The 24897-nt window shown below is 32.8% G+C and carries 23 protein-coding genes; 9 read left to right on the top strand and 14 right to left on the bottom strand.

Annotated elements, in window-relative coordinates:
* Positions 1 to 23: 23 nt before the first annotated feature.
* Complete coding sequence (gene cysC / locus LNQ49_RS17915) at positions 24 to 545, bottom strand: adenylyl-sulfate kinase (protein ID WP_229990378.1); 522 nt, start codon at positions 543 to 545, stop codon at positions 24 to 26.
* A 183-nt stretch (positions 546 to 728) separates the two neighbouring features.
* Between cysC and LNQ49_RS17910 the strand changes: the two genes are divergently transcribed.
* From LNQ49_RS17910 to LNQ49_RS17895, 4 genes are all read left to right on the top strand, one after another.
* Entirely contained in the window at positions 729 to 1424 is a 696-nt protein-coding gene (locus tag LNQ49_RS17910; RefSeq protein ID WP_229990377.1) for an SIR2 family NAD-dependent protein deacylase, read from the top strand.
* Between the two features lie 12 nt (positions 1425 to 1436).
* Positions 1437 to 2129, top strand: a complete 693-nt coding sequence (locus LNQ49_RS17905; RefSeq protein ID WP_229990376.1) for a sterol desaturase family protein — start codon at positions 1437 to 1439, stop codon at positions 2127 to 2129.
* A 92-nt stretch (positions 2130 to 2221) separates the two neighbouring features.
* On the top strand, positions 2222 to 3568 hold the full coding sequence (gene purB / locus LNQ49_RS17900) for an adenylosuccinate lyase (protein ID WP_229990375.1): 1347 nt from the start codon (positions 2222 to 2224) through the stop codon (positions 3566 to 3568).
* Between the two features lie 178 nt (positions 3569 to 3746).
* Positions 3747 to 5984, top strand: a complete 2238-nt coding sequence (locus tag LNQ49_RS17895) for a cation:proton antiporter domain-containing protein (protein WP_428978340.1) — start codon at positions 3747 to 3749, stop codon at positions 5982 to 5984.
* Between the two features lie 52 nt (positions 5985 to 6036).
* On the opposite strand, the gene LNQ49_RS17890 is transcribed toward LNQ49_RS17895, so the two are convergent.
* From LNQ49_RS17890 to LNQ49_RS17880, 3 genes are all read right to left on the bottom strand, one after another.
* Entirely contained in the window at positions 6037 to 6675 is a 639-nt protein-coding gene (locus LNQ49_RS17890) for a peroxiredoxin (protein WP_229990373.1), read from the bottom strand.
* A 99-nt stretch (positions 6676 to 6774) separates the two neighbouring features.
* Positions 6775 to 7992, bottom strand: a complete 1218-nt coding sequence (locus tag LNQ49_RS17885) for an MFS transporter (protein ID WP_229990372.1) — start codon at positions 7990 to 7992, stop codon at positions 6775 to 6777.
* A gap of 31 nt (positions 7993 to 8023) precedes the next feature.
* On the bottom strand, positions 8024 to 8935 hold the full coding sequence (locus LNQ49_RS17880; RefSeq protein ID WP_229990371.1) for an AEC family transporter: 912 nt from the start codon (positions 8933 to 8935) through the stop codon (positions 8024 to 8026).
* Between the two features lie 116 nt (positions 8936 to 9051).
* Here LNQ49_RS17880 and LNQ49_RS17875 point away from each other — a divergent pair, with 116 nt between their 5' ends.
* From LNQ49_RS17875 to meaB, 3 genes are all read left to right on the top strand, one after another.
* Positions 9052 to 9459 carry an Rrf2 family transcriptional regulator gene (locus LNQ49_RS17875; RefSeq protein WP_229990370.1) on the top strand — a complete coding sequence of 136 codons (408 nt, stop codon included), beginning with the start codon at positions 9052 to 9054 and terminating at the stop codon, positions 9457 to 9459.
* Between the two features lie 55 nt (positions 9460 to 9514).
* Positions 9515 to 10156: an NAD(P)-dependent oxidoreductase gene (locus tag LNQ49_RS17870; RefSeq protein WP_229990369.1), complete on the top strand. Its 642-nt coding sequence runs from the start codon at positions 9515 to 9517 to the stop codon at positions 10154 to 10156.
* Positions 10157 to 10260: 104 nt separating this feature from the next.
* On the top strand, positions 10261 to 11355 hold the full coding sequence (gene meaB, locus LNQ49_RS17865) for a methylmalonyl Co-A mutase-associated GTPase MeaB (protein WP_229990368.1): 1095 nt from the start codon (positions 10261 to 10263) through the stop codon (positions 11353 to 11355).
* Between the two features lie 272 nt (positions 11356 to 11627).
* On the opposite strand, the gene LNQ49_RS17860 is transcribed toward meaB, so the two are convergent.
* The 3 genes from LNQ49_RS17860 to LNQ49_RS17850 all read right to left on the bottom strand — a co-directional run bounded on the left by LNQ49_RS17860 (position 11628) and on the right by LNQ49_RS17850 (position 15323).
* Positions 11628 to 13565, bottom strand: coding sequence for an LTA synthase family protein (locus LNQ49_RS17860; RefSeq protein WP_229990367.1), 1938 nt, complete (start codon positions 13563 to 13565; stop codon positions 11628 to 11630).
* A gap of 53 nt (positions 13566 to 13618) precedes the next feature.
* Complete coding sequence (locus LNQ49_RS17855) at positions 13619 to 13846, bottom strand: hypothetical protein (RefSeq protein ID WP_129537524.1); 228 nt, start codon at positions 13844 to 13846, stop codon at positions 13619 to 13621.
* Positions 13847 to 13937: 91 nt separating this feature from the next.
* Entirely contained in the window at positions 13938 to 15323 is a 1386-nt protein-coding gene (locus LNQ49_RS17850) for an MATE family efflux transporter (RefSeq protein ID WP_229990366.1), read from the bottom strand.
* Positions 15324 to 15517: 194 nt separating this feature from the next.
* On the opposite strand from LNQ49_RS17850, the gene LNQ49_RS17845 reads away from it, so the two are divergent.
* Positions 15518 to 16033 (top strand): hypothetical protein, encoded by a 516-nt coding sequence (locus LNQ49_RS17845; RefSeq protein WP_229990365.1) that lies wholly within the window; start codon positions 15518 to 15520, stop codon positions 16031 to 16033.
* Between the two features lie 178 nt (positions 16034 to 16211).
* Positions 16212 to 17147 (top strand): DUF6268 family outer membrane beta-barrel protein, encoded by a 936-nt coding sequence (locus LNQ49_RS17840; RefSeq protein ID WP_229990364.1) that lies wholly within the window; start codon positions 16212 to 16214, stop codon positions 17145 to 17147.
* A 2-nt stretch (positions 17148 to 17149) separates the two neighbouring features.
* Here LNQ49_RS17840 and LNQ49_RS17835 read toward each other — a convergent pair whose 3' ends face one another.
* The 7 genes from LNQ49_RS17835 to LNQ49_RS17805 all read right to left on the bottom strand — a co-directional run bounded on the left by LNQ49_RS17835 (position 17150) and on the right by LNQ49_RS17805 (position 24852).
* Positions 17150 to 17863 (bottom strand): LytR/AlgR family response regulator transcription factor, encoded by a 714-nt coding sequence (locus LNQ49_RS17835; protein WP_229990363.1) that lies wholly within the window; start codon positions 17861 to 17863, stop codon positions 17150 to 17152.
* 116 nt (positions 17864 to 17979) lie between these two features.
* A complete protein-coding gene (locus tag LNQ49_RS17830) occupies positions 17980 to 19029 on the bottom strand; it encodes a sensor histidine kinase (RefSeq protein WP_229990362.1) in 1050 nt (349 codons plus the stop codon).
* Between the two features lie 126 nt (positions 19030 to 19155).
* Complete coding sequence (locus LNQ49_RS17825) at positions 19156 to 19755, bottom strand: porin family protein (protein ID WP_229990361.1); 600 nt, start codon at positions 19753 to 19755, stop codon at positions 19156 to 19158.
* 280 nt (positions 19756 to 20035) lie between these two features.
* A complete protein-coding gene (locus LNQ49_RS17820) occupies positions 20036 to 21820 on the bottom strand; it encodes a cytochrome-c peroxidase (RefSeq protein WP_229990360.1) in 1785 nt (594 codons plus the stop codon).
* 96 nt (positions 21821 to 21916) lie between these two features.
* Entirely contained in the window at positions 21917 to 23374 is a 1458-nt protein-coding gene (locus LNQ49_RS17815) for a PhoX family protein (RefSeq protein ID WP_229990359.1), read from the bottom strand.
* A 341-nt stretch (positions 23375 to 23715) separates the two neighbouring features.
* Positions 23716 to 24120 (bottom strand): hypothetical protein, encoded by a 405-nt coding sequence (locus LNQ49_RS17810; RefSeq protein WP_229990358.1) that lies wholly within the window; start codon positions 24118 to 24120, stop codon positions 23716 to 23718.
* A 3-nt stretch (positions 24121 to 24123) separates the two neighbouring features.
* Complete coding sequence (locus tag LNQ49_RS17805) at positions 24124 to 24852, bottom strand: hypothetical protein (protein WP_229990357.1); 729 nt, start codon at positions 24850 to 24852, stop codon at positions 24124 to 24126.
* Positions 24853 to 24897 lie beyond the last annotated feature (45 nt).

Raw genomic sequence — 24897 nt, 5'->3', positions numbered from 1 at the left:
AGACAATTAAGAAATAAGTAGTTTCAAATATTATCTACAATAAAAGAATAGAGTTTATCCGTTGAAACGGCCACAGATTCAGAATCGGTTTTAAGTATTAAATCAGCATTTAAAGGAACTTCGTAAACATCACTTATTCCAGTAAAATTTCTAATTTTATTACTATCGCTATCTGGTAACAATGCTTTTTTGTATAACCCTTTGGGGTCTCTTTTAATTAAATTAGCAATAGAACTATCCAAAAAGACTGTTTTAACAAACTCATATTGCCCTATTTCATTTCTTAAATCTTCGTAAGGATTAATTACTGACATTAAAACGATAACTTCTGATTTAACAAAATCCTGACCTACATTAAAAAGGCGCCTAACATTTTCGCATCTGTCATTTTTTGAAAATCCTAAGTCTTTACAAAGTGTTTTTCTATAGATATCACCATCAATAATTTCAACTTTATATCCTTTTTCTAATAGCAAATTCCCAACATTCTCTGCCAATGTCGTCTTGCCTGAACCCGATAAACCTGTAAACTGTATTAATATCATTTAAAAATTGTCAAGGAGTATATATTCGTTTGTAAAACCAAAGCAATATAAATCAATATTTTAGAATTGGCTTATAGTAAAAATACTAAAAAAACAATCACATTTATAAATTCATTCTTTACAAAATCAATAGTCTGTTATCGTTATAAATGACTAATTTTATTTTTTTAGAATAAGATAATAATGAAAAAGAAACTAGTTGTTTTAACAGGAGCTGGAATTAGTGCCGAAAGTGGTATTAAAACCTTCCGTGATAGTGATGGTCTTTGGGAAGGTCATAATGTAATGGATGTGGCTACCCCAGAAGGTTGGTACAGAAATCCCGAATTGGTTCTTGATTTTTACAATCAAAGACGCAAACAACTCAAAGAAGTAGTACCGAATCTAGGACATCTAATTTTGGCAGAACTCGAAAAAGATTTTGATGTACATATTATAACTCAAAATGTCGATGACTTACATGAACGTGCCGGAAGTACCAAGGTCTTACATTTACATGGTGAATTACTAAAAGTACGAAGCTCACAAGATTCAAATTATATTTTAGATTGGCATGATGATTTATTCATGAATCATTTAGACAAAAAAGGCAATCAGTTGCGTCCCCATATAGTTTGGTTTGGCGAAGAAGTCCCTGCCCTTGAAGAAGCAATAGAAATCGCAGAACAAGCCGATTACTTTGCCGTAATAGGAACTTCCTTGCAAGTATATCCTGCTGCTGGATTAATCTCATATACACCAGCAAGTAGTCCACTTTTTTACATTGATCCTAAACCAATTAAAATTCCAAACTTGAGAAATAAAATTGAAGTTATTCCTGAAATAGCTTCTAAGGGAATGGAGATATTAAAAACAAAATTAACTGAAATAACAAAATAGAGAATTATAAACATGGTACTAGAAGAATGGCTCAATCTATTATCTTATTGTAACCCAGTTACGGTTATAGGAATTTTTCTTGTTGAAAATTTACTATTAATGCTCTTGGCAATTGGTATCGGTAAGCTAATTGATGGTGAAGTCACAAAAATTAAAAAATCAGATATAAAATGGGTTATTAGCACCTTACTATGCAATACGCTGGTAACTTTAATAGGCTATAAACTCTACCAATATCAAATTATTAAAATAGACTTCTCTACTTCACTCTTCACGATAGTATTGGATACACTTTTATTAATTTTTCTGATGGACTTTTTTATGTTTTGCTTTCACTATCTAGCCCATAAATTAACGTGGTTTCGCCCTATCCATCAATTGCACCACACCCATATCGATACAAATGTTTATAGCTTATTTGTTCTTAATCCTATCGAAACTTTAGGATTTGGTGCTATATGGCTTATTATAATTTCGGTAATAGAATTTAATTGTATCAGCATACTATTATATCTAATCCTTAACTTATCTTACGGAATATTAGGGCACTTAAACAAAGACATTTATCCTGAATTTTGGAATAAAAACAGTGCAACAAAATGGATTTCGACAACAAAATTCCATTCAAACCATCATAGAAACGAATCACACAATTTTGGCTTTTATTTTACTATTTGGGACAAAATTTTTAAAACAATCATTTAAAATTGCAATGTTTAGCTATAATAACTTGCAACTAACTTTCAGAAGTTTTAACAATAACTTACATTTGCATCTTCAAAATTAACAACACAACAATGACTACTTTAAACGAACTGAACGCCATATCGCCAATTGACGGAAGATATAGAAACAAAACCCTTTCATTAGCTCCATTTTTCTCAGAAGAAGCGCTAATTAAATACCGGGTATTGATTGAAGTTGAATACTTTATTGCTTTATGCGAAGTGCCATTGCCACAACTTGCAAACGTAAATTCAGATCTTTTTGAAAGTTTACGTAATATTTATAAAAACTTCTCTACTGAGGATGCCCTTTGGATAAAAGAAACTGAAAAAGTAACTAACCACGATGTAAAAGCGGTTGAGTACTTTATTAAAGATGCTTTTGAAAAATTAGGTCTATCAGAATATAAAGAATTTATCCACTTCGGATTAACTTCTCAAGACATTAACAATACTGCTATTCCTCTTTCAACGAAAGAAGCTTTTGAGAGCGTATATATGCCGTCTTTAATTGGACTTACAGCCAAGCTAAAAGAATTAAGTGTAGAATGGAAAGACATTCCTATGCTTGCTCGTACACACGGACAACCAGCCTCTCCTACTCGTTTAGGTAAAGAAATTGGTGTTTTTGTAGAGCGTATTGAAGAGCAAATGCGTTTGTTATTTAATATCCCATTTGCAGCAAAATTTGGTGGAGCAACAGGAAACTACAATGCACACCACGTTGCATATCCACAAATTGACTGGAAAAAATTTGGAGGTAATTTTGTAGAAAACACACTAGGATTACACCATTCATTTCCAACTACACAAATAGAACATTATGATCATTTTGCAGCATTCTTTGATGCTTTAAAAAGAATCAACAACATAATAATTGATTTAGACAGAGATATTTGGACGTATGTTTCAATGGAATATTTCAAACAAAAAATCAAAGCTGGAGAAATTGGTTCATCGGCTATGCCTCATAAAGTAAACCCAATTGATTTTGAAAATTCAGAAGGAAACTTAGGAATTGCTAATGCAATTTTTGAACACCTTTCGGCTAAGTTACCAATCTCAAGATTACAACGTGATTTAACAGATAGTACCGTTTTAAGAAATGTTGGTGTACCTATTAGTCATACCATTATTGCTTTTGAAGCTACATTAAAAGGATTGAATAAATTACTTTTAAATGAATCAAAATTTCATGAAGATTTAGAAAAAAACTGGGCAGTTGTTGCAGAAGCAATTCAAACAATTTTACGTCGTGAAGCCTATCCAAATCCATACGAAGCATTAAAAGGATTAACAAGAACAAATGAAGCAATTGACAAAAATGCTATTCATAGTTTTATTGCAACTCTGGATGTTTCTGAAGAAATCAGAGCAGAGCTAATGAAAATCACTCCTAGCAACTTTCTAGGAATATAAAACACTAGTTTTCAGATAAAAATCTCGTTATTTATAGACATATTAACTATAAATAACGAGATTTTCTTTTATAAAATTATCTTAAATTTTATATTTAGGAATCCGATTACTTTTATTTTTTTTTATTTTTTGCTATCTTACAACAATTCGAAAAATAAATATAAAAAAGTACATGCCTATGAGTCCTACAGAGACTGTAACAAATGCCACACAACATTTAGAACCATTAATTAGTGACTTAGGATTAATCCTAATGACAGCTGGAATTGCTGTGCTAATCTTTAAAAAACTTAAACAGCCTTTGGTTCTAGGCTACTTAATCGCAGGTTTTTTAGCAGGAAATCATATTGATTTTTTTCCTTCTGTAACCGACAATAAAAGCGTTGAAGTGTGGGCAGAGATTGGTGTGATTATTTTACTTTTTAGTTTAGGGCTAGAATTTAGCTTTAAAAAATTGATGAAAGTCGGTGGTACCGCCTCTATAACTGCAATAACTCAAATAATAACAATGGTCGCCTTAGGTTATCTGGTCGGCCAATGGATGGATTGGTCTAAAATGGATAGTATCTTTCTGGGTGTCATCTTATCAATCTCCTCCACCACTATTATCCTCAAAACGTTCGATGAATTGGGCGTCAAGGCGCAAAAATTTGCTGGTATAGTAATCGGTTCCCTTATTGTACAAGATATAGTTGCCATTTTGATGATGGTTTTACTATCAACTATTGCAGTAAGTCAGCAATTTTCAGGAAGTGCACTACTCCTTTCAGTATTAAAATTAGTATTCTTCCTTACCGTTTGGTTTGTTGGGGGAATCTTCTTTATCCCAACTTTATTAAAAAAAGCCAAGCATTTATTAACTGATGAGATGTTACTTATCATATCACTTGCTTTGTGTTTAATGATGGTAATCTTTGCTTCAAACGTTGGTTTCTCTCCTGCTTTAGGTGCATTTATCATGGGATCTATTATTGCAGAAACTACCCAAGCCGAACATATTGAGCATTTAGTAAAACCAGTAAAAGATTTATTTGGAGCTATTTTCTTTGTATCTGTGGGAATGTTAATCAATCCTGAGATGCTTATCACCCACGCTTTGCCAGTAGCTATTTTAACCCTTGTTACTATTTTTGGTCAATCAATAAGTTCAACAATTGGAGCCTTAATCTCAGGACAACCATTAAAACAATCCGTACAAACAGGGATGAGTTTGGCTCAAATTGGAGAGTTCTCATTTATTATAGCCACTTTAGGAATGTCCCTTCATGTAACGAGTGACTTTTTATACCCTATAGTTGTTGCAGTATCAGCAGTAACAACATTTACAACCCCATTTATGGTTAAATTTGCTGGCCCGTTCTCAGATTACTTAGAACGAAAATTACCCCGCAAATGGATCAAAAACATCAACCGTTATAGCCTTAACGCACAAGCCATAAAATCTGTTAGTACTTGGCAAATTGTATTACGATCTTACATTACTCAAATTGTAATACACACAATAATAATAACAGCAATCATTCTGCTTTCTGCTAAATATGTAGCTCCATTAGTTGCAGATACCCGATTTGGAAACACAATTGCAGCACTTATCACTCTTATCGTTATTGCTCCTTTTTTATGGGCACTTTCATTAAGACGAGTTGCAGTAAAAGAAGTTGAACTTTTATGGGAGGAAAGAAAATACCGTGGCCCCATTATGATGATGATATTGATACGAATCGGACTAGGAATATTCTATGTTGGATTCCTGTTAAACATTTTCTTCTCGCCTTTAGTTGCTTTTATAGCCTTAGTTTTGGCTGTTTCTGCTTATCAATTTTTCCCTAAAAAACTAAATGAGCAATACCATAGAATAGAAAATCATTTCTTAAAGAATCTAAACGATAGAGAGTCAACTAAAATAGATAGAAAGTATGCCAACTTAACCCCTTGGGATGGTCACATGACGATATTTGAAATTGCCAAAGAATCTAATCTAGCTGGTAAAACTCTGGAAGAATTAAAAATCAGAGAAGAACTAGGAATCAACATCGCTTTTATAAGACGTGGTGATATTACGATACAAATCCCAACCAAAACCGAACGCCTGTTCCCTGGAGATGAAATATGTGTTATTGGTACAGATGCACAAGTAAATGAGTTTACAAATTATCTAACCAAAAACGAAATCGAAATACCAGCAGCAGTCGAAGAATCAGAGATTGTTTTAAATCAATTAGAAATTTCTGATGAGGAATTTGCTAAAAAAAGTATTAGTGAATTTAGACATAAAACAAATGCTTTGGTAGTTGGAATAGAAAGAAACGGTAAACGAATCCTTAATCCAGAATCACAACTAATTTTGGAAAAAGACGATATCATTTGGGTCGTTGGTGACAAAAAACGAATGAAACAATTCGTAAAAAAAGTATAACACAAAAAAGGTATAATAAGAATTATACCTTTTTTTTATTTTCTATCTAAACCTACTTATTAGGCTGAGGAGTCATCCTCAAATAAGGTTTTATAGGATTATGTCCTTTTGGAAACTTAGCTGCAATATCACTATCAGGAATCGATGGAGATATAACCACATCTTCACCGTCTTTCCAGTTTGCAGGTGTTGCTACACTATAATTTGCAGTTAATTGCAAACTATCAATCACACGAAGCAATTCATCAAAATTTCTCCCTGTCGAAGCTGGATAAGTCAATGTTAATTTTATTTTTTTATCGTTTCCAATAATAAAAACAGAACGAACAGTAAACTTATCACTTGCGTTTGGATGTAACATATCATATAAATTGGCAACTTTTTTGTCTTCGTCGGCAATAATAGGATAATTTACAGTAGTATTTTGGGTCTCGTTGATATCTTTAATCCATTCTAAATGCGATTCTAAACCATCAACACTTAGAGCGATAACCTTAGTATTTCTTTTTACAAATTCTGGGTAATAATTAGCCACAGTTCCTAACTCTGTAGTACAAACTGGGGTAAAATCTGAAGGATGAGAAAATAACACTCCCCAAGAATCTCCTAACCATTCATGAAATTTTATAGGGCCTTGAGTTGTATCTGCTTCAAAATCTGGAGCTATATCTCCTAATCGTAATGTTGCCATGAGTATATATTTAAAATTTTATTTAAAAATAACTAAAAAAAGCACAAGGAAAACATTAGCCCTCATAAAAAAAATATAAAGTTGATAGACTTTATAGACTTATGCTTTCTTTTTGATATTAGGCAGAAAATAAGTCAAAATACCAATTAAAGGCAAATACGAACTTACTTTAAATACATATTCAATAGTTGTTTGATCGGCAACATATCCTAAAATTGCAGAACCTAGCCCTCCCATTCCAAAAGCAAATCCGAAGAACAATCCCGAAATCATTCCCACTTTTCCAGGTTTTAATTCCTGTGCAAACACCAAGATGGCCGAAAATGCAGATGCAATTACAACTCCAATTATTACAGACAATACTCCTGTCCAAAACAAATTAGCATAAGGCAATAATAAGGTAAAAGGAGCTGCTCCAAGTATAGAAATCCAAATGATATACTTTCTTCCAAAACGGTCTCCTAATGGCCCTCCAATTAAGGTTCCCGCTGCAACTGATGCCAAGAAAACAAACAAATAAAACTGAGAGTCTTGAATACTCATTCCGAACCTATCCATTAGGTAGAAAGTAAAGTAACTAGACATACTTGCCATATAGAAGAACTTAGAGAAAATAAGCAACAACAAAACAACAATTGAAATGGTTATTTTTTTATTTGATAAAGGAATTGTGGTTTCTTCTGAATCTATTTTTTTGGCAGCTCTCAAGTTCATGTGATTCTCATACCAAACTGCAATTCTAGATAAAATAATAATACCCAATATTCCAGCAATAACAAACCAAGCTACGTGTGATTGCCCATAAGGAGCAACAACCAAAGCAACCAATAAGGGACCTATTGCGCTACCAGCATTACCTCCTAGTTGAAAGATAGACTGTGCCAAACCACGCTTTCCTCCTGAACCTAAAAAAGCAACCCTAGAGGCTTCTGGGTGAAATATAGAAGAACCAATACCTACTAATCCAACTGATACCAATAACATCCAGAAATGAGTTGATACCGATAACAGACATAACCCAGAAATAGTAAAAACCATACCTATGGCTAATGAATAAGGCATCGGCTTTTTATCAGTATAGAATCCGACAAAAGGCTGCAATAAAGATGCTGTAAGCTGGAAAACAAAAGTGATTAATCCAACTTGGGTAAAATTTAAATTGAAGTTATCCTTTAATATAGGATAAGTAGCAGGGATAACTGCTTGCATTAGATCATTTAATAAATGGGCAAATGCTATTGAAAACAATACAGAATAAACTGTTTTTTGAACCAAAACCGAACCATCGATTGTGGCTGTATTACTAGGGGAACTCATAATAAAATAGAACTAAAAATTAATATATAAACTAAATAAAACTCATAATAAAATACCAAAATGCAAGTGTAACAAACGAAATAGGGATTCCAAAACCTATCATCATGCTACTCAGTCGCGGTTTTAAACCATATGTAGAAGCCAATATACTTCCTGTAATCATGGGTGCCATAGCCATTTCCATGATTGTAACTTTAATTACTGAAGAATTTTGTTTTAAAATAAAGACGTACAATACCAAAAACAATAAAGGAGTGATGATAAGTTTAAAAAATAGTCCTAGGGTTAAAAAACGCCAATGCCTACTATTTTTTTCAAAACGAAGTTGCAAACCTACAGAAAGTAATGCAAGAGGTGTAACCAAACTACCTAATTTCTGAAACGCAAACTGAAGATTTCCATCAAAATCATAACCAAAAACGTTCATAAAACAAGCTAAGACAAACGTAATAAATGGTGGAAAAAGCAATATTTTTTTAGTGATTGCCTGTGCGTCTGGACTGCCTTTTGAATAAAATGCTGCTACGAAAACTCCCAATGTCGAAATTACGACAAAGGATCCTGGCTGATCGACCAAAATAGCAGTTTTTAGCCCTTGCTTTCCATACAAGGCCTCTATTATAGGATATCCTAAAAAAGAGGTATTGCTCAATCCCGCTGTGAGAATTAAACACCCTATTAGTTTATTAGACCAACCATACTTTTTTCCTAAAATAGAAAAAAGAAAAAAAGCAACTACAAAACTAATCCAAGCTGCTCCTATAGGAAATAACAATTCAGTACTCCACTCTATCTTTGGAATAAAATATAATGCCAAAGCAGGAAGACATAAATAAATTACAATTTTGTTTAACGTTTTGTAAATATGTACCGGGAAACCCTTGATATTTTGCAATATAAGTCCAGCACTGATAAAAACAAATATTAAAATAAAGTTGCTCATCTTCAATAAAAAAACAAAAATACTACTTAATATCTTCTTAAATTATTTAATTTTAAAGTAAATTATTTTGTCAGTTTAATATAAACCTGTAAATTTGTAACATATTTTATTACAGTATGATTTCAGGTAAGTTTGCCATAACGACACATATTCTAACTCTACTCTCAAAATTCCCCAATGATTATCTATCATCGGAATACATTGCGGGTAGCATTAATTTGAATCCTGTTTTGGTAAGAAAAGAAATTTCAAACCTAAAAAAGAATCATATTGTAGAGAGCAAGGAAGGTAAAAATGGTGGTACACGGTTATTAAAACCAGCAGCTGAAATTACTTTACTTGAAATTTTTAAAATGACTTTTGATACTGTAAATCTTGGTTATGCAAAGAATCAACCTAATCCAGATTGTCCAGTTGGAAAGAAAATAAACGAAAATCTAGACTTATTATATGCTGATATCAACGAAAAAATAAATGCGCAATTAAGCACAATCACATTAGAAAATTTTTCAAATCAATTCTAAGCTATTTTTTTAGACTAAACTGTAACATTTTTTATTACTAATTAAATTATATATCATGAAAATCGCAATTATCGGAGCAACAGGTTTTGTTGGCTCAACAATCTTAAACGAATTAGCAAATCGCAAACACGAAATTACTGCTATTGCAAGAAATCCTAAAGATTCTACCAATGTAACTTGGGTAACAGCAGATATCTTAAACACAAAAGAATTAGCAGCTATCCTAAAAGGAAATGATGTTGTAGTTAGCGCTTTCAATGCTGGATGGACTAACCCAAATCTTTATGCTGATTTCATTGCTGGTTCAAAATCTATTCAGGAAGCTGTAAAACAATCAGGAGTGAAACGTTTTATCACAATTGGTGGTGCAGGAAGTTTATTTGTGGCTCCAAATCTACAAGCTGTAGATACACCTGATTTTCCAAAAGAATATTATGCAGGAGCATCGGCTGCAAGAGATTATTTGAATATTTTGAAAGAGGAAAAAGACTTGGATTGGGCATTTTTTAGCCCTGCTTTCGAAATGCATCCAGGAATCACCACAGGAAGAACTGGTAAATATCGCTTAGGATTAGATAATCCTGTTTTTGATGAAAATCAAAGAAGTATTTTATCTGTAGAAGATTTGGCAGTAGTTATAGCTGATGAAGTTGAAACTCCTAAACATCACCAAGTACGTTTTACTGCAGCATATTAATCCAAGCAGTGTCAAACAAATTCACAAAAACAGTTTCAAAAGCAATTTTCTACTTTTGAAACTGTTTTTGTTTTGATTACTTTTACCTTTCAAAAGAAAAGAATTTGTCAACACATAAAAAACAAGGAAGTAGTTTAAATGAAAAACCTGGAATTTCACAACCTGAAATCACCAGCGGAGCATCAATTGAGCAAATTCAACGTTTTAGACGAATTCAACCTTCTGCACAAGAATTAGTTTCTGGTATCTTATCTGGTAACATAACCGCTTTAAGCAGAGCAATTACTCTAATAGAAAGTACCAATCCTGATCATTTAGCCAAAGCAAATGAAATAATTAACAGCTGCTTGCCTCATGCCAATCAATCGGTTCGAATAGGAATTACCGGAGTTCCCGGCGTTGGAAAAAGTACTTTTATTGAAGCTTTTGGTAAACAACTCACCGGATTAGGAAAAAAACTAGCTGTATTAGCAGTCGATCCTAGTAGTTCATTTTCACACGGTAGTATCCTAGGCGATAAAACCCGAATGGAAGAACTCGTTAAAGATGAAAATGCTTTTATCCGTCCTAGTGCTTCAGGAGAAACCCTTGGTGGTGTTGCTCGAAAAACCAGAGAAACCATTATACTTTGTGAAGCAGCTGGATTTGATACAATATTAATTGAAACGGTAGGTGTTGGTCAAAGCGAAACCGCAGTTCACAGCATGGTTGATTTTTTCTTATTACTAAAAATTGCTGGTGCTGGCGATGAATTACAAGGCATCAAAAGAGGAATCATGGAAATGGCTGATGCTATAGTCATTAACAAAGCCGATGGCGATAACATTAAGAAAGCAAGACTTGCCAAAACAGAATTCAATAGAGCATTGCACTTATTCCCTGCCAAAAAATCTGGATGGCAACCTACAGTATCTACCTGTAGTGCTATTACTCACGAAGGAATTCCTGAAGTATGGCAAACAATTCTTGATTATCTTGAAATGGCAAAAAACACTTACTATTTTCAAGAAAAAAGAAAAGAACAAAATCAGTTTTGGATGATGGAAGCCATAAATGAGCAATTAAAAAACAACTTCTACAATCATCCCGAAATCATATCCCAACTTGATAAAAACAAAAAAGCAGTGCAAAATGATGAGCTTTCACCCTTTGCTGCAGCTAGTGTTTTATTGGAGTTGTATTTTAGTAAAAGGTTCTAAGTCGCTAAGTTTCTAAGTCTCTGAGTTAAAACTCAACTTAAACTTAGCAACTCACTAGAATATACTGTCCTTAAAAAAGGCTCTAAGATACTAAGTTCCTGAGTTAAAAACTCAGCCTAAACTTAGCACCTCAGAGTCTTAGCCACTTAGCAACTCACCTAGAATATACTATCCTAAAAAAAAGGCTCTAAGATGCTAAGTTCCTGAGTTAAAAACTCACTTAAACTTAGCTCCTCAGAACCTTAGTAACTCAGTAACTTTCTCTAAAAAATCTACTTCTTCTTTCTAAGTTTATACTTATTCTGTTTGTATAGATTTCCTGCTGTTACTACATGTGCCAAAGCATCTTTTGCAAGTTCTTCGTCTAGTTTAACAGGAACTAAAGTAGTATCATTTTTAATTTCAAATTGTAGTGGTTTTAAATTTGGTTGCATGATTACAACCTTATTCTCTACTCTAAAAGCATTGATATCATTAAACTGCATGATTGATCTTCCTTTTACATCTGGACCAATTTGAGTTAAGTTTCTTCCTACCATTGGCGTTTCAAACTGTGCACCAACGTAACTTAATAAAGTAGGCGGAATATCAATCTGACTAGCTAATTTATCGTAGGCTTTCCCTTTAGGAACACCAGGTCCCATAATTAATGCTGGAATATGGAACTTGTTTATTGGCACTAAATTCTTTCCGTATGTTCTTGTATTGTGATCGGCAATTACAATGAAAATAGTGTTTTTAAAATAAGCTTCTTTTTTAGCCATTTCGAAGAATTTTCCAATCGAAAAATCGGCATATTTCATAGCGTTATTAACCGTTGCAGATTTCTTATCGTATGGTTTAATTCTTCCTTCAGGATACTCAAATGGCTCGTGATTAGAAGTAGAAAACATTAATGAAAAGAATGGTTTATCACCTTTGGCTTTGAAATAATTATTTGCTTTTACAACTAAATCTTCATCTGAATATCCCCAAGTTCCTTTAAACGCATATTTATGTCCATCGCCATCAAAATCTTCTTGATCTACGATATCTTGAAATCCATTTCCGTTAAAGAAAGAAGCCATATTATCAAAATTAGCCATTCCTCCATAGATGAAACTCGTTTCGTATCCTTTTTGTTTTAGGGCATCTGCCAAGGTAAAAAATCCTTGTTGTGAGTTTCCTAATTTCACTACACTCTCTGATGGAGAAGGAAGAAATCCTGTAACAACAGCTTCAATTCCTCGAACACTACGCGTTCCTGTGCAATATAAATTAGTAAAAAGTAAGCCTTCTTTTGAAAGCTTATCAAACTCTGGAGTTAATGGCTTACCTCCTAAAATCCCAACATATTCTGCTCCAAGACTTTCTTGTAAAAAGATAACCAAATTGTATGGTCGTTTTAAAAGTGTGTCGGGGTTTTGAATGTGTAGAAATGGAATTTCTGGATCTGTAAAAGCATCCGGATTTACCGTCATGTATTTTTTTACACGAGCAATCGCTTCTGCTTCCTCCATTTTACCATACATCTTAGTGTTTCCTTCATTTTTAATAGAGTAAGCTGCAAAAGCTACTGTATAAAATGAATTTAAACCTAACGTATTCGTTAACTGATCTGTAGAAAAAACCGCATTACTGGCATTAATTGGTCGCTTAGATGTAAGACTAGAACGTGCTCCAAAGAACAATAAAAAAGCCACTAATGGGAATATAATTAATTTGAACTTATAATCTGCTGGATGAGTATGAAAGTATTTCTTTCCTTTCTTAAAAGCAAAATACAATACAACTCCTAAAATTATAAAAGTAACAATGATAGAAACCAAATAACTTTTTAGTAGCATCCCTACTACTTCTCTTGGGTATATCAAATAATCCAAGAATATCTTGTTTGGACGTGTGTCGTATTGTTTCACAAAATCTGGTGTCGCCAATTCTACAAAAAGAATCAGAAAAAGAAATAAGAAACTATAAAACACCAAGAACTTATTGGTGAATTTGATGCAGTTATTCGGTAACAAAGTAACCAATAGCGCTGGTAAAAATGACAAATAACATAGTAATATCAAGTCCATTCGCAACCCAATTGGGAAAATGTACCAGAAATTTGGAGTTTCAACTACTCTATCCTTAAATATAAAAAATAAAAATATTCGACTTAATGTAGTAATTAGCAGCCCAATTGCTATAAAATTAAAAATAGGTTTTAAGAAAGCGAATTTTTTCATTTAATATGAATTTTTAAAGTGTTGAAAAAAATATTTAAATTAAAATAAGATGTTTACTCTTCGTAAAGTTTTATTTCTCTATCGTAAAACTCATTAGCAAGAACAATCAATCCTTCCATTTCAGCATTTAATTCAGCCTCATCAAGATCTTCTGCTTCTTCCATAAACTCAACCTCATCATCTTTTAAATTAATGATAAATCTTGGGTAATCAAGATGAATAATGAAGATATCATCTGGGAAATCTGTATTGTCGCCGAGTAAAAATTTAGGTAATTCCATTTTTGTTTTTATTTTATTTTGCTATTTATCTGCTAGGCAGACTATTTTTTATCTGCAGATTTGTTATGTCTGCGTTTATTATGCTTCAAATTTATGAATTTGAAACTGAATTATTGATTAATTTTTTTGTCAGGTAATGAAAACGAATATACAAAAATATAGCCGCTGCAGTTAATCCTGCCAAAAGACCTATCCAAACTCCTTCTGCTTTTAAATCGGTATATTCAGCTAAATAGTATGAAATAGGAAAACCGATAATCCAATAGGCTACAAATGTAATATACATTGGAATTTTGACATCTTGCAATCCACGTAATGCTCCTAGGACAACTACTTGAATTCCATCAAAAATTTGGAAAACTGCCGCTATTAAAAGTAACTTTGATGCAATAGCTATTACCTCATTATTATCCAGCATTTGTTCCCTATTTTCCATATTCAAGAAGATATCTGGCAAGTAATTATGGAATACTACAAACAAAATTGCAAAAACTGTTTCGATTATAATCGCAAGTAAAAAGATAGAACGTGCCACTACCACTAGATTTTTATAATTATTCAGTCCTCTTTGATTACTAACCCTAATCATGGAAGTTACACTTAATCCCATGGCAAACATAAAAGTCATCGAAGCTAAACTCAACGCAACTTGATTGGCTGCTTGACTGGTTTTACCAATATTACCAGATAACCAAATTGATGATGCAAACAATACAACTTCAAAAAGCATTTGCATGGCAGATGGGAATCCTATACTTATAATTTTTTTAATTGTTTCTTTTTTGATTTGGTCAAAACTAAAACCTTGGAAATAACGTTTTAATTCGGCTCTTCTCGAAATCATAATATGCATGAACATCACCAAAAATATTCTTGAGATTACAGTACCTAAAGCAGCTCCGATAATTCCCATCTTTGGAAAAATCCAGATACCATAAATCAATAAATAGTTTATACCTATGTGTAGTACGTTTGCCATAACCATAGCATACATCGAGTATTTTGTAAGCGAAAGTCCATCAGCAAATTGCTTGTACCCCTGATACATGATTAAAGGAATCAATGAAAAAGCGACCCAGTCAAGATACGGTTTTGCAAGAACAATTACATCGGCTGGTTGTTGTAGTAATTCCATTAATGGCTTTGCCAAAACAATTACCCCAAAAAGCATTAGTCCTAAAACTGTACACAAAAACAATCCATGATGAAATGCTCCGCGGATTTTATCGGGGTTCTTCTCAGCATCCCCTTCAGCAACTATAGGAGTTATTGCGGTCGAAAATCCAATTCCTAATGACATGGCAATAAAAATCATACTGTTTCCTAACGAAACTGCCGCTAGTTCTGTACTTCCTAATTTCCCTACCATTATATTATCAACAATACCGATAAGGGTATGTCCAACCATTCCTAATATTATGGGATATGCTAATTTTATATTATAAGAAAATTCTTTTGTGTATTGAGAAAAGTTCACTTTATTTTTTTTTAAGTCTGCAAAGATAATTAGAAGCTTTGAATTCTTTCCCTATTATTCAATTTATAAGCCTATTTATTATTCAATTTACTGGTAACCTCAATATTATATAATAAAAGCTAAGAATTATATAACGTTCTCACACTACCCTACTACTACTTTTACATCATTAATAAACTAAACATTCCGATATCATGAAAAAGACAATCAATTTAAAAATGCTATTAATTGCAGTTTTTGCAATTATATATACATCTGCAACAGCTCAACAAAACACCGAAATAAAAAAATACGACCAAGGTTTCCGTTTAGGATTTGGTTTAAATGGTGGGATTCCAACAAATAAGGTCTATGATTGGTCTTTAGGTGGAGATGTTAGACTGCAATATGACTTATCTATGAAGACGTCTTTAACCCTAACAACTGGATTTACAAATTTGTTCATCAACAAAGATGATGCAAAAGACTTAGGTTTCATACCTGCCAAAGCTGGTTTTAAAGCTTTTATTTGGGAAGATCAATTTTATGTATTAGGTGAAGTAGGTGCTGGTTTTGCAGTAACAAACGGATATAATGACACTACTTTTTTATGGGCTCCTGGAATTGGATATGCCAATAAATATGTTGATATCAGTGTACGATATGAAGATTACACAAAATTCAACACGAATCAAATTGCATTGCGATTAGCATACGGATTTAAATTGTAAAATTATAAATCACAAAATATTCATGGAAAGCCTTTCGAAAGAGAGGCTTTTTCTTGTTTTATATAATTTTGATATACATTAATATTTACCATTGGTCAACAGATATTAACCATTAGTCAAACGGTTTTTTAGGATTGCAATAGAACATAGTTCTTCGTGGAAAATTTTAATCAAAATCATGAAAAAAACTGTTTTTTATTTATCGCAACTATTTCTTTTCCTATTGCTGTCAATTTCTGCGAAAGCACAATCGGGTATATCAGGAGAAGCAAAAATCGATTATGTTCCATTTTCTAATTATGTTCGACCAATTGACAGCTCAAAAACCGATGCAACAAGTAATTTTAAAAGAGCTCAGATAACTCTTGAGGTTCCCATTTCTTTAGAAATGGATAAATACAACAATCCTAGACTATGGTCAATTGGAGTTCAAGGAGGGTATGCCAAAATGGAAAATAGAGATTATAACACGACAACTCTTCCTGAAGTATTACCAAATGGATTCCCTACAGAGATTTTGAATGCTCAAATCGGTGTCAAGCACTTACGATCAATTTCTAAGTCTTGGTCGCTGTTAATAATGGCTTCTGTTGGGGTTTATACTGATCTAGAGCAAATCAACAAAGATGATGTCTTGATTCAAGGAGGGGTGCTTTTCATCAAACAATTCAATCCTAATTTAGCTTTGGGTGTGGGACCAGTACTTACCAATAGTTTTGGTGTTCCAATGGTACTTCCTGGAATTTATTTTAATTGGGAATCTCATAGTCCGTTGCATTTTAAAATCAACTTCCCAGAAGGATTGGAATTAGGTTACCGAATGAATGAAAAACTTGACTTAAATGCTGTTGTTGAATTAGGCGGAATGACAGCGGAAACCAATATAGGCGGAAAATCGACATTATTGGGTTACCAACAAATTATTGCTGGTATTAAACCACGAGTAAAATTGGGCAAATATTGGACATTAGAACCTACTGTTGGGTCAACTTTGTTTCGTTCGTTTACGACCAATAACCGAAAAATAAAAGATATTTTTAGAGAAAAAGACCTAGCTGACCCAAGATTCACCACTACTTTCTACGGAGCAGTAGCCCTTAAGTGGAAGTTTTAAATCTATCTGCTTAATAAATTTTTATAGACTACCTCTTTCAACAACTCCTCTCTACGAGTTCTTGAAATAGGTAGTTCTTGTCCTTTTACAAACAAACGTCCACCAGAAACAGAATCGATATGGGTAATATTTACTAAAAACGATTTATGGATTCTAAAGAAAATAGCCGCTGGAAGTGTTTCTTCTAGAGAAATCATAGTCTGATGAATTACAAGTACTTTATCTTTAAAATGCAATTTGGCGTAATTCTGCATTCCTTCAATATATAAAATATCAACCCATGATATTTTTTGAAACCCCTCTTCTTGACGTACATAAAGAAACGGATCTAACTGGGGTTGTTTAGAAGTACCAACCATTTGATGCCATTGCTTGGCTTTTAAAGAAGCTTGGTAAAAACGTTGAAACGTAATAGGTTTTAGCAAATAATCAACCACTTGCAGGCGATATCCATCCAAAGCATGTTCAGAATAGGCTGTTGTAAAAATCACCAATGGCGGATTATCCAAAGACTCTAAAAACTCTAATCCCGAAAGATAAGGCATATTAATATCCAGAAACATCAAGTCTACCTGCTTCTCCTGAATGTATGAAGTGGCTTCAAGAGCCGAAGCACAAGTACCTATTACATCCAGAAAATCAATCTTAGAAATGAAATCTACAATCCCATTTCTAGCTATAGGCTCATCATCTATTACAAGGCATTTCATATTCATAATATATATGTTTTAACTGATGTTGTATTTAATCTAACTTTTAAAATAGCTTACCGATCTATTCCTTTTATTCAATATTGTAAAATCCTTCTAATCTGTAGCTAAAAATGTTCTTCTCATTGTAGATTCAAAACTAGCATAACTTTAAAATCTGAATCGGTTTTATTTATTTTTAACTCGTATCGATCTGGATACTGAATCGCAAGTCTTTTTTTAACATTCTCAAGACCCAACCCTTGGCTTTTAGACGGGACTTTATATTGTTCAGTGTATGAGTTTTCTATTTTAAAAACGAGTTGTTTGTTGTTTTGTTCACAAGTTAAATGAACATACCCTTTTTGGCTTGGTAATCTTGAAACGTGCTTAAAGGCATTCTCAATTAAAGGTACTAAGAGTAAAGGTACAATTTGGATTTTCCCATCTTCTATATTCCATTTTGTTTCCACTTCCAACTCATCACCCCATCTTGTTCTCTCGACAGCAACTAAATCTTTTAGGTATTTAATCTCTAGATGTAGCGGAACATATTCTTTGTTGCATTCATACAATTGATACCTGAGAATATCCGAAAACTGAATCAATAAGTCCGAAGCTAATTTCACATTACTTTGCATCAAAATATGAATATGATTGAGGATATTAAACATCAAATGTGGATTAATCTGATCCTGCAAAATTTTTATTTGTGCTTCAAGATGTGCGCGTTTTAATCGTGCATGGTTCTTTTCAATGATGTTGTGCTCTTGATAAAATCGAAGACCACAGGTTGTACCATTAATTAAAAGTGCTGAAGGAATACTGCTGTAAAATCTCGCCCATAGGAAAAGAAACCAATTCGAACCATCCTCATCAGGATATAATTTCATTCTTGAAGCGTCATTGGAAAAAATAGTAGTAATCAATGCGAAAAAAAATGCCAAAGCCAAAACCATAAGAATCCCTTGTACTACAAATGGTCGCATTTTATTTTTGCGTAATGCCTTAGGAAGCATTACATCACTAAGAAAATGAGCAAAAATACTTGAAAATAATAATATAAAAACGGTTTGATAAGTAGTTGATACAATATCATAATCCTCAATCATTTGTGCCCAAATGGTTATCCCTAACAGGCACCAAAAAAAGGCAATAAATGCCCTATGTAAATCTCTGTCTTTTGTATTCATCTAAAAAAGGAAATTAGTAGTATGGGAAAATTAGTACTCAAAAGTAATTTGATATTTTCTAAAAAGAGCAGCAAAGAACCAAAAAAATTCTTTGCTGCTACTAAAGGGGTAACTATAAAAGAAACCTTAAAATATAAAATACCCAATACCTACATTAAATGAATTTGCTTTAGAACTAAAGTCTTTACTTATGTTATTTAAACCACCTTGATAAGTAAAGTCCAAAGTAAACTTCCACATCTCTACTCCTGCTCCAACCTGATATCCTATATTAGACTTATTAAATTTTCCAAATGAGTTTTTTAACTGGTTCAAAGACGTAATGTTTTCATCAACAACATAAGAGTAAACTCCACCTCCAAAAACTCTCACATTAAAAGCTTCAACATCGATCACTTTATAACCAATAACTAATGGAATCTCAATGCTTTTCCATTTTACATTTTGCGCTCCCATTAAAGAAGTCTTTTCAATTTTAGAAGATTTCTCACTATACAAAATTTCATTTTGGATATAAAACCTCCCTACATCAAAACGTGCCATTGCACCTCCAAAATAACCAGATGCGTATTTAGAATCAAATCCACCAGAAACTGGTAGCTCTGAATAATTTGCACCTCCTTTTATACCAAAATGAATTGGTAATGGAGATTGTGCATGAAGTTTGCTTGAAATTAAGCTTAATAAGAAAAGTGTAGTCAACAATACTAATTTGTGAATTTTCATGATAATAGTTTTTATTAATTTGCTGCAAAGGAGCATAAACTATAATCGCTAATAAAATTAGTTTGATGAACGGCATTACTCTTTTGACCAACGGACATAAATCCTTTAGTTATCATTAAGAAATCTTTCTACTCCATTCAAGATGACAACACATATAGTCTTTACTCTACATCATGCATTACCATCTGCCTAACCTTTAATTTTCCACTTTTCACTTTTCACGTTTAACATTTAACTTCTAACATTTCACATTTAACTTTCCACATTTAACTTTCCACATTTAACTCTTCACTTTCTTCAAATACCTCTCATCAGTCAATGTCTTCATAAAATCAACAAGTTGCTTCTTTTCTTTATCGGTTAAGTTCAATTTATCTTCAGGTAATGTTTGGGTAGGAAGCTCAAATCCTAAACCAATTCCGCCACCATCCTCGTAAAAATCAACAACCTCTTCTAAAGTTTTATAAACCCCATTGTGCATATAAGGAGCAGTAAGTTCAATGTTTCTAATTGTAGGCGTTTTAAATGAATATTTATGAATTGCAGCTTGTGTTACTACAAACTTGCCTAAATCGCCATCAAGCGTTTTATTTTTGTTTGGTACGCCCAATACTTCACTTTCGGACTTGTCAAAATTAGGAGGAACAGTTCCATTTGTAAGAGGAATAAAATGGCAGGTTGCACATTTAGCTTTACCCGCAAATAAGTTAAAACCAGCCTTCTCATCAGCTGTAAAAGTGGCTTTATTTTGCATATATCGATCAAATTTAGAGTCGTAATGACTTAAAGAACGAATGTATGATGCCAAGGCATTTTTTATCTCAAATTCATTTATTTCTCCTTTTGGAAATGCTTTTTTAAACTCCTTTACATAGTCCGCATCTTTCTGAATCGCCAATGCAGATTTCTCTAAAGAACCATGCATTTCATTTTCATTTTTAATAACAGCCACTGCTTGATCTTCAAGATAACTCACTCTAGAATCAGAGAAAAACACACGCTGAAAAGCGATATTAGTAAGAGTAGGTGTATTACGCTGAATTAGCGATTTTCCGTCTAAAGAAACAGCTCGTTCCATTCCATCCGTAAAAGCTTTCTCCTCATGATGACACGAAGCACATGAACGGGTATTGTTTCCAGATAAAATTGGATCATTAAATAGTTTTTTTCCAAGCGCTATTTTCTCAGGGGTTGTTTTATAATCTGGAAAACCCGAAAAAGCTTCTGCATCAAATGCGTCTTTATCAAATATTGTTTGAGCTGTAGGCTTTAAACCTCTAGATTCACTCATAAACGGAATCCCTAATTCCGTCTGAGATTGGTAAAGTCCTCTGCTTAATGGATTCGCAATTTCTCTGATAAAAAAAGCACGATCGAAAGCATTAAAATTGGTATTTGCTTTTAAATAATTTTGTCCTTTGTCAAGAATAGCAAGAACCTGATTAGAACTCTGAACCTTCTTATCTGCTATAAAAACACGATAGTATTTTTCAATAGTTTCTAAAGACACCGATGCTTCAGGAATTGAATTAAAAACAACAGGCGAATCAAATCCTGTAATTCCCAAAGTAATTATGCGATACACTTGCAATCGCATGGCATCAAACACATGCCCATCGGTCAATTCATTAGTACTCGAAACTTTCTCTAAACGATTTAAATTGGCAGCAAGCACGCCTAATTCTTGAACTAATTCTTTCTTACTGGTGGCATTATATTTAGGGAAAACTAATTCTTCAATAACCTGAAATCCCTCAGGCGGAACTGTTACCTTATCATTTTCTTCAAATTCACTTATTGCAGGACCGTTAATAGCTTTAGAAACAGTTGGCGAGTAATACTCACTTATCATCTCGACTTTCTTATAGCTTTGGTGTGCTTCTAGAAACTGTCTCTGGATTTGCGCTTCAGTCGAATCCGATTGAACCGAATATTTAAGCTTGGCAACTTTTTGAATCAATAAAGTAATATCTGCTTTAAATAATTCATTTACTTCCTGATGTTTGTTTTTTTTCTGACAAGCAACTAATGCTATTACCAACAACAAACAATATATTTTTTTCATGATTTAATACCGATTAAAAGAGGAATATTCAGAAAAACAGAAACCACTACCTCAAATTGAAGTAGTGGATAGCTGTTTTATAATTACTTAAGAAATTTATCTCGCTAAACCTTTAAGAACTAAGATTTGACTTGCTTGTTGCTCATTAGGGCGGTTAGTTCCCCCATCAACACCTTTGTATTTATCGCCAGTCCAGCTATGAGGCTGAACGCTTAACATAAAAGTATCTTCGATACCAACTTGCTCAGAAATATCAATTAAAGCACCATATTCCCAATCTCCAAATTTAGACATTCCACCTACGTTATATTTAGCAGCATCAGTCTGTGTACGACGGTGATCCAACTCAACCACAACTTTTAAGTCTTTAGTTGCAATATTGTATTGATAGATGTAAGCATCGTGAGTTTCATCACCATATCCGTTTGCATCTTCCTGAACGTAAACAAAGTTTTTAGTTACACAAATATTATCTGGATTCTGAAATTTACCAGCAATTCCTGTACGGTTATCACCATCAAGAACAACCTCAAGAGTTCCTTTTAACGGATCTGCTGCATCAAGATTTAATCTATAAACTCTACCGTATTTAGTTCTAGAACCATCAGCATTTGTTCCAGTTGTATTTTGTCCAGTAACGTTAAAATACAATTCACGATCAGCTGCACCACCACCTTTACGGTAATCCAAATCTTCTACACGACCAAATTTAATTGCTTTCAAAGTATTTACAGATGCATTAATTTGAGCACCAGTAAGTGTTGTATGATTGTCGATTTTTACAAAAGAAACAGGATATGTTTTGTTAACATCCATATCTTTTTCTCTTTGGTTATCATCATTTCTTTTTAACATATATAAAGATCCACCAGATAAATCACCCACAGTATTAGATACATACATAAAAACTTGACCACCGTAAGTTCCTGAGTCATCATCACCAATTACAACAACCGTTTTACCTTTGTAAGCAGCTGTACGTAAAGGCAAAGCATTTTCAGCACTTAAACGTCCAAATCCAGCTAATTCCTTAGATACTGATGCTGAACCTACACTTCCGTTAGGGTCCAATGCATGCGTACGAGATTCTTCTCCAGACTCACCACAAGTTAAATATACTGGTCCAAAACCATGCTCAGCAGGCGTAGCCAATGTAGCACCACATAATCTCCAAGTTCCACCACTAGAATTTAACAAATACTCCCCTTTAGTAGGTTTGAATGTTTTGTCAAGAGTAATTCTAGAAACGGCAAAATTATCTTCATTGTTTACCAAAAAAGTAAAAGTCCCATCCGTATTTTTTAACAGACCAGAACCATCAGCAGAACCTCCAAAAACAAACTTTGGACTATCTGGAAAAACATCATCAGAACTAAAAAGAGAATAAATCTTTAAGTTTTCAAAACCTGCTTTTGCTTTCAATAGGCTTGGAGTAACCGATTGATCCTTTAATACAACACTAGATGTTGCTACTTCCTCTTGATCTTTAGAGTCATTATTACATGATGTAATTAACGAACCTAGAATAATTAGGGGTAAAATAATTCTTTTCATTTTTAGTTTAAAGTTGGTTTATATTTTTTTAGCAAAGTAACTCCCTCTTCTTTAACTTAAAATGATTTAGATATTATCAAAAAAACAATAGTCCAGTCAAAACACCTTCATAAACCTTAAAAAAATTAACATTAAATTAGTAATCCTAACCATTCATAAACTTACAATAACATCAAACCAAAAAAAAGAGCCTTATTTCTAAGACTCATTTTCTAACTGCTGTTTATATATTTTAATATTATCTTTTATCTTCTCATCTAGTTCAGGTTCCTTAAATAGTACATCCTTTTCATAACACAACACTGAATCTTAATCCATTTTTAAATTGAGAATATCTTTTTTCATTTCTTTTTTATAGAATCTTCATAGCGCTTATGGTTACTAAGATTAATGCTATCCATTTCTCTTATTTCTTCAAAATAACGAGCGTCACTAGTTCTTGTAGTATAATTCCAAATAAGATTCAAATCTTTCATTAGTTTATGTCTAACATAAATTTCTCCCTTTTTAACCATATAATCTTGACCCGAACGGTCTATAACATACTTTATGTTTTTATAATAATTCTCAGGAACTTCGTTTGGTTTTGCAATTTTATATAAATCAGTTTCAAAAGTTATTATTTGACGTGTATATTCCTTTGTAATTACAGGCTGAAGTTTTACGAATCTATTATCCCAATAATAAGTAGCAAAGATTAAGAAGAGGATAATTCCTAATATTATAAAGTATTTTTTATTTTTCATTTCTTATCTTAATTTAAGATTTGATATTCCATCTTTGAAAGTTTTATTAAAAGTTTGTTGCCAATTACTTCTCATATCAAATGGTTTAGCTCCACAATATTTTTCTACTAATAAAGCGTCTGAATCCTGAACATTTCCGAAACCATAAATGTAAGCAAATGCTCCTTTATGCCAATCGTATCTATCCCACCAAGAATGAATTATTGTACCTGACAATGTAAAATTATCTTTCTGTTTTAAAACATTAAAATTACATCTTGAAGTTATTGTACTAGTACCAACAGTATAGTACAATTCTCTAAAAATACCTCCAGTAAATTGACAGTCAAAATGTCTAATATGCCTACTCGAAATTCCTTCTTTCAAAGTTTTAATAAATGCTTCAAATTCAGGATCATTTTGAAATCGTTTAACATTCTTATTTTCAGCGACAATAACTTCGTTTTGCTTTCTAAGCCAATGAAAATCAATATTTTTAGTATTTCCTGTACCATCCAACCACCATTGCAAACAATCAGCTGCCATATTGTAATTTCTTTCCCTAGCTTTTTTAATCATTTTAATATAATTCGCTTTTAGCATCAAAGCTTTCTCTCTTTCACTCAATCGCTGATATACGATTCTTGCGTTTAAATTTCCTACTTCTCCAAAAAAAGGGTCTCCAAATAAGTTATTATATTCCGAAGGCTTTAAATTGGTTTTTACTCCAAATCCAAATGTGCTTGTATCCATATTGTTAAATTATTATAGTGCTTATACTGTTCTTTCAAAAATAAG

Origin of the sequence: Flavobacterium pisciphilum, from assembly GCF_020905345.1 — a bacterium.
GTDB lineage: Bacteria > Bacteroidota > Bacteroidia > Flavobacteriales > Flavobacteriaceae > Flavobacterium > Flavobacterium pisciphilum.
This window is presented reverse-complemented; position numbering and strand designations above follow the sequence as displayed.

Coding starts and splice junctions, on each gene's coding strand:
- cysC (WP_229990378.1), bottom strand. CDS start 545: ATGATATTAATACAGTTTACAGGTTTATCGGGTTCAGGCAAGACGACA.
- LNQ49_RS17910 (WP_229990377.1), top strand. CDS start 729: ATGAAAAAGAAACTAGTTGTTTTAACAGGAGCTGGAATTAGTGCCGAA.
- LNQ49_RS17905 (WP_229990376.1), top strand. CDS start 1,437: ATGGTACTAGAAGAATGGCTCAATCTATTATCTTATTGTAACCCAGTT.
- purB (WP_229990375.1), top strand. CDS start 2,222: ATGACTACTTTAAACGAACTGAACGCCATATCGCCAATTGACGGAAGA.
- LNQ49_RS17895 (WP_428978340.1), top strand. CDS start 3,747: ATGAGTCCTACAGAGACTGTAACAAATGCCACACAACATTTAGAACCA.
- LNQ49_RS17890 (WP_229990373.1), bottom strand. CDS start 6,675: ATGGCAACATTACGATTAGGAGATATAGCTCCAGATTTTGAAGCAGAT.
- LNQ49_RS17885 (WP_229990372.1), bottom strand. CDS start 7,992: ATGAGTTCCCCTAGTAATACAGCCACAATCGATGGTTCGGTTTTGGTT.
- LNQ49_RS17880 (WP_229990371.1), bottom strand. CDS start 8,935: ATGAGCAACTTTATTTTAATATTTGTTTTTATCAGTGCTGGACTTATA.
- LNQ49_RS17875 (WP_229990370.1), top strand. CDS start 9,052: ATGATTTCAGGTAAGTTTGCCATAACGACACATATTCTAACTCTACTC.
- LNQ49_RS17870 (WP_229990369.1), top strand. CDS start 9,515: ATGAAAATCGCAATTATCGGAGCAACAGGTTTTGTTGGCTCAACAATC.
- LNQ49_RS17860 (WP_229990367.1), bottom strand. CDS start 13,565: ATGAAAAAATTCGCTTTCTTAAAACCTATTTTTAATTTTATAGCAATT.
- LNQ49_RS17855 (WP_129537524.1), bottom strand. CDS start 13,846: ATGGAATTACCTAAATTTTTACTCGGCGACAATACAGATTTCCCAGAT.
- LNQ49_RS17845 (WP_229990365.1), top strand. CDS start 15,518: ATGAAAAAGACAATCAATTTAAAAATGCTATTAATTGCAGTTTTTGCA.
- LNQ49_RS17840 (WP_229990364.1), top strand. CDS start 16,212: ATGAAAAAAACTGTTTTTTATTTATCGCAACTATTTCTTTTCCTATTG.
- LNQ49_RS17835 (WP_229990363.1), bottom strand. CDS start 17,863: ATGAATATGAAATGCCTTGTAATAGATGATGAGCCTATAGCTAGAAAT.
- LNQ49_RS17830 (WP_229990362.1), bottom strand. CDS start 19,029: ATGAATACAAAAGACAGAGATTTACATAGGGCATTTATTGCCTTTTTT.
- LNQ49_RS17825 (WP_229990361.1), bottom strand. CDS start 19,755: ATGAAAATTCACAAATTAGTATTGTTGACTACACTTTTCTTATTAAGC.
- LNQ49_RS17820 (WP_229990360.1), bottom strand. CDS start 21,820: ATGAAAAAAATATATTGTTTGTTGTTGGTAATAGCATTAGTTGCTTGT.
- LNQ49_RS17815 (WP_229990359.1), bottom strand. CDS start 23,374: ATGAAAAGAATTATTTTACCCCTAATTATTCTAGGTTCGTTAATTACA.
- LNQ49_RS17810 (WP_229990358.1), bottom strand. CDS start 24,120: ATGAAAAATAAAAAATACTTTATAATATTAGGAATTATCCTCTTCTTA.
- LNQ49_RS17805 (WP_229990357.1), bottom strand. CDS start 24,852: ATGGATACAAGCACATTTGGATTTGGAGTAAAAACCAATTTAAAGCCT.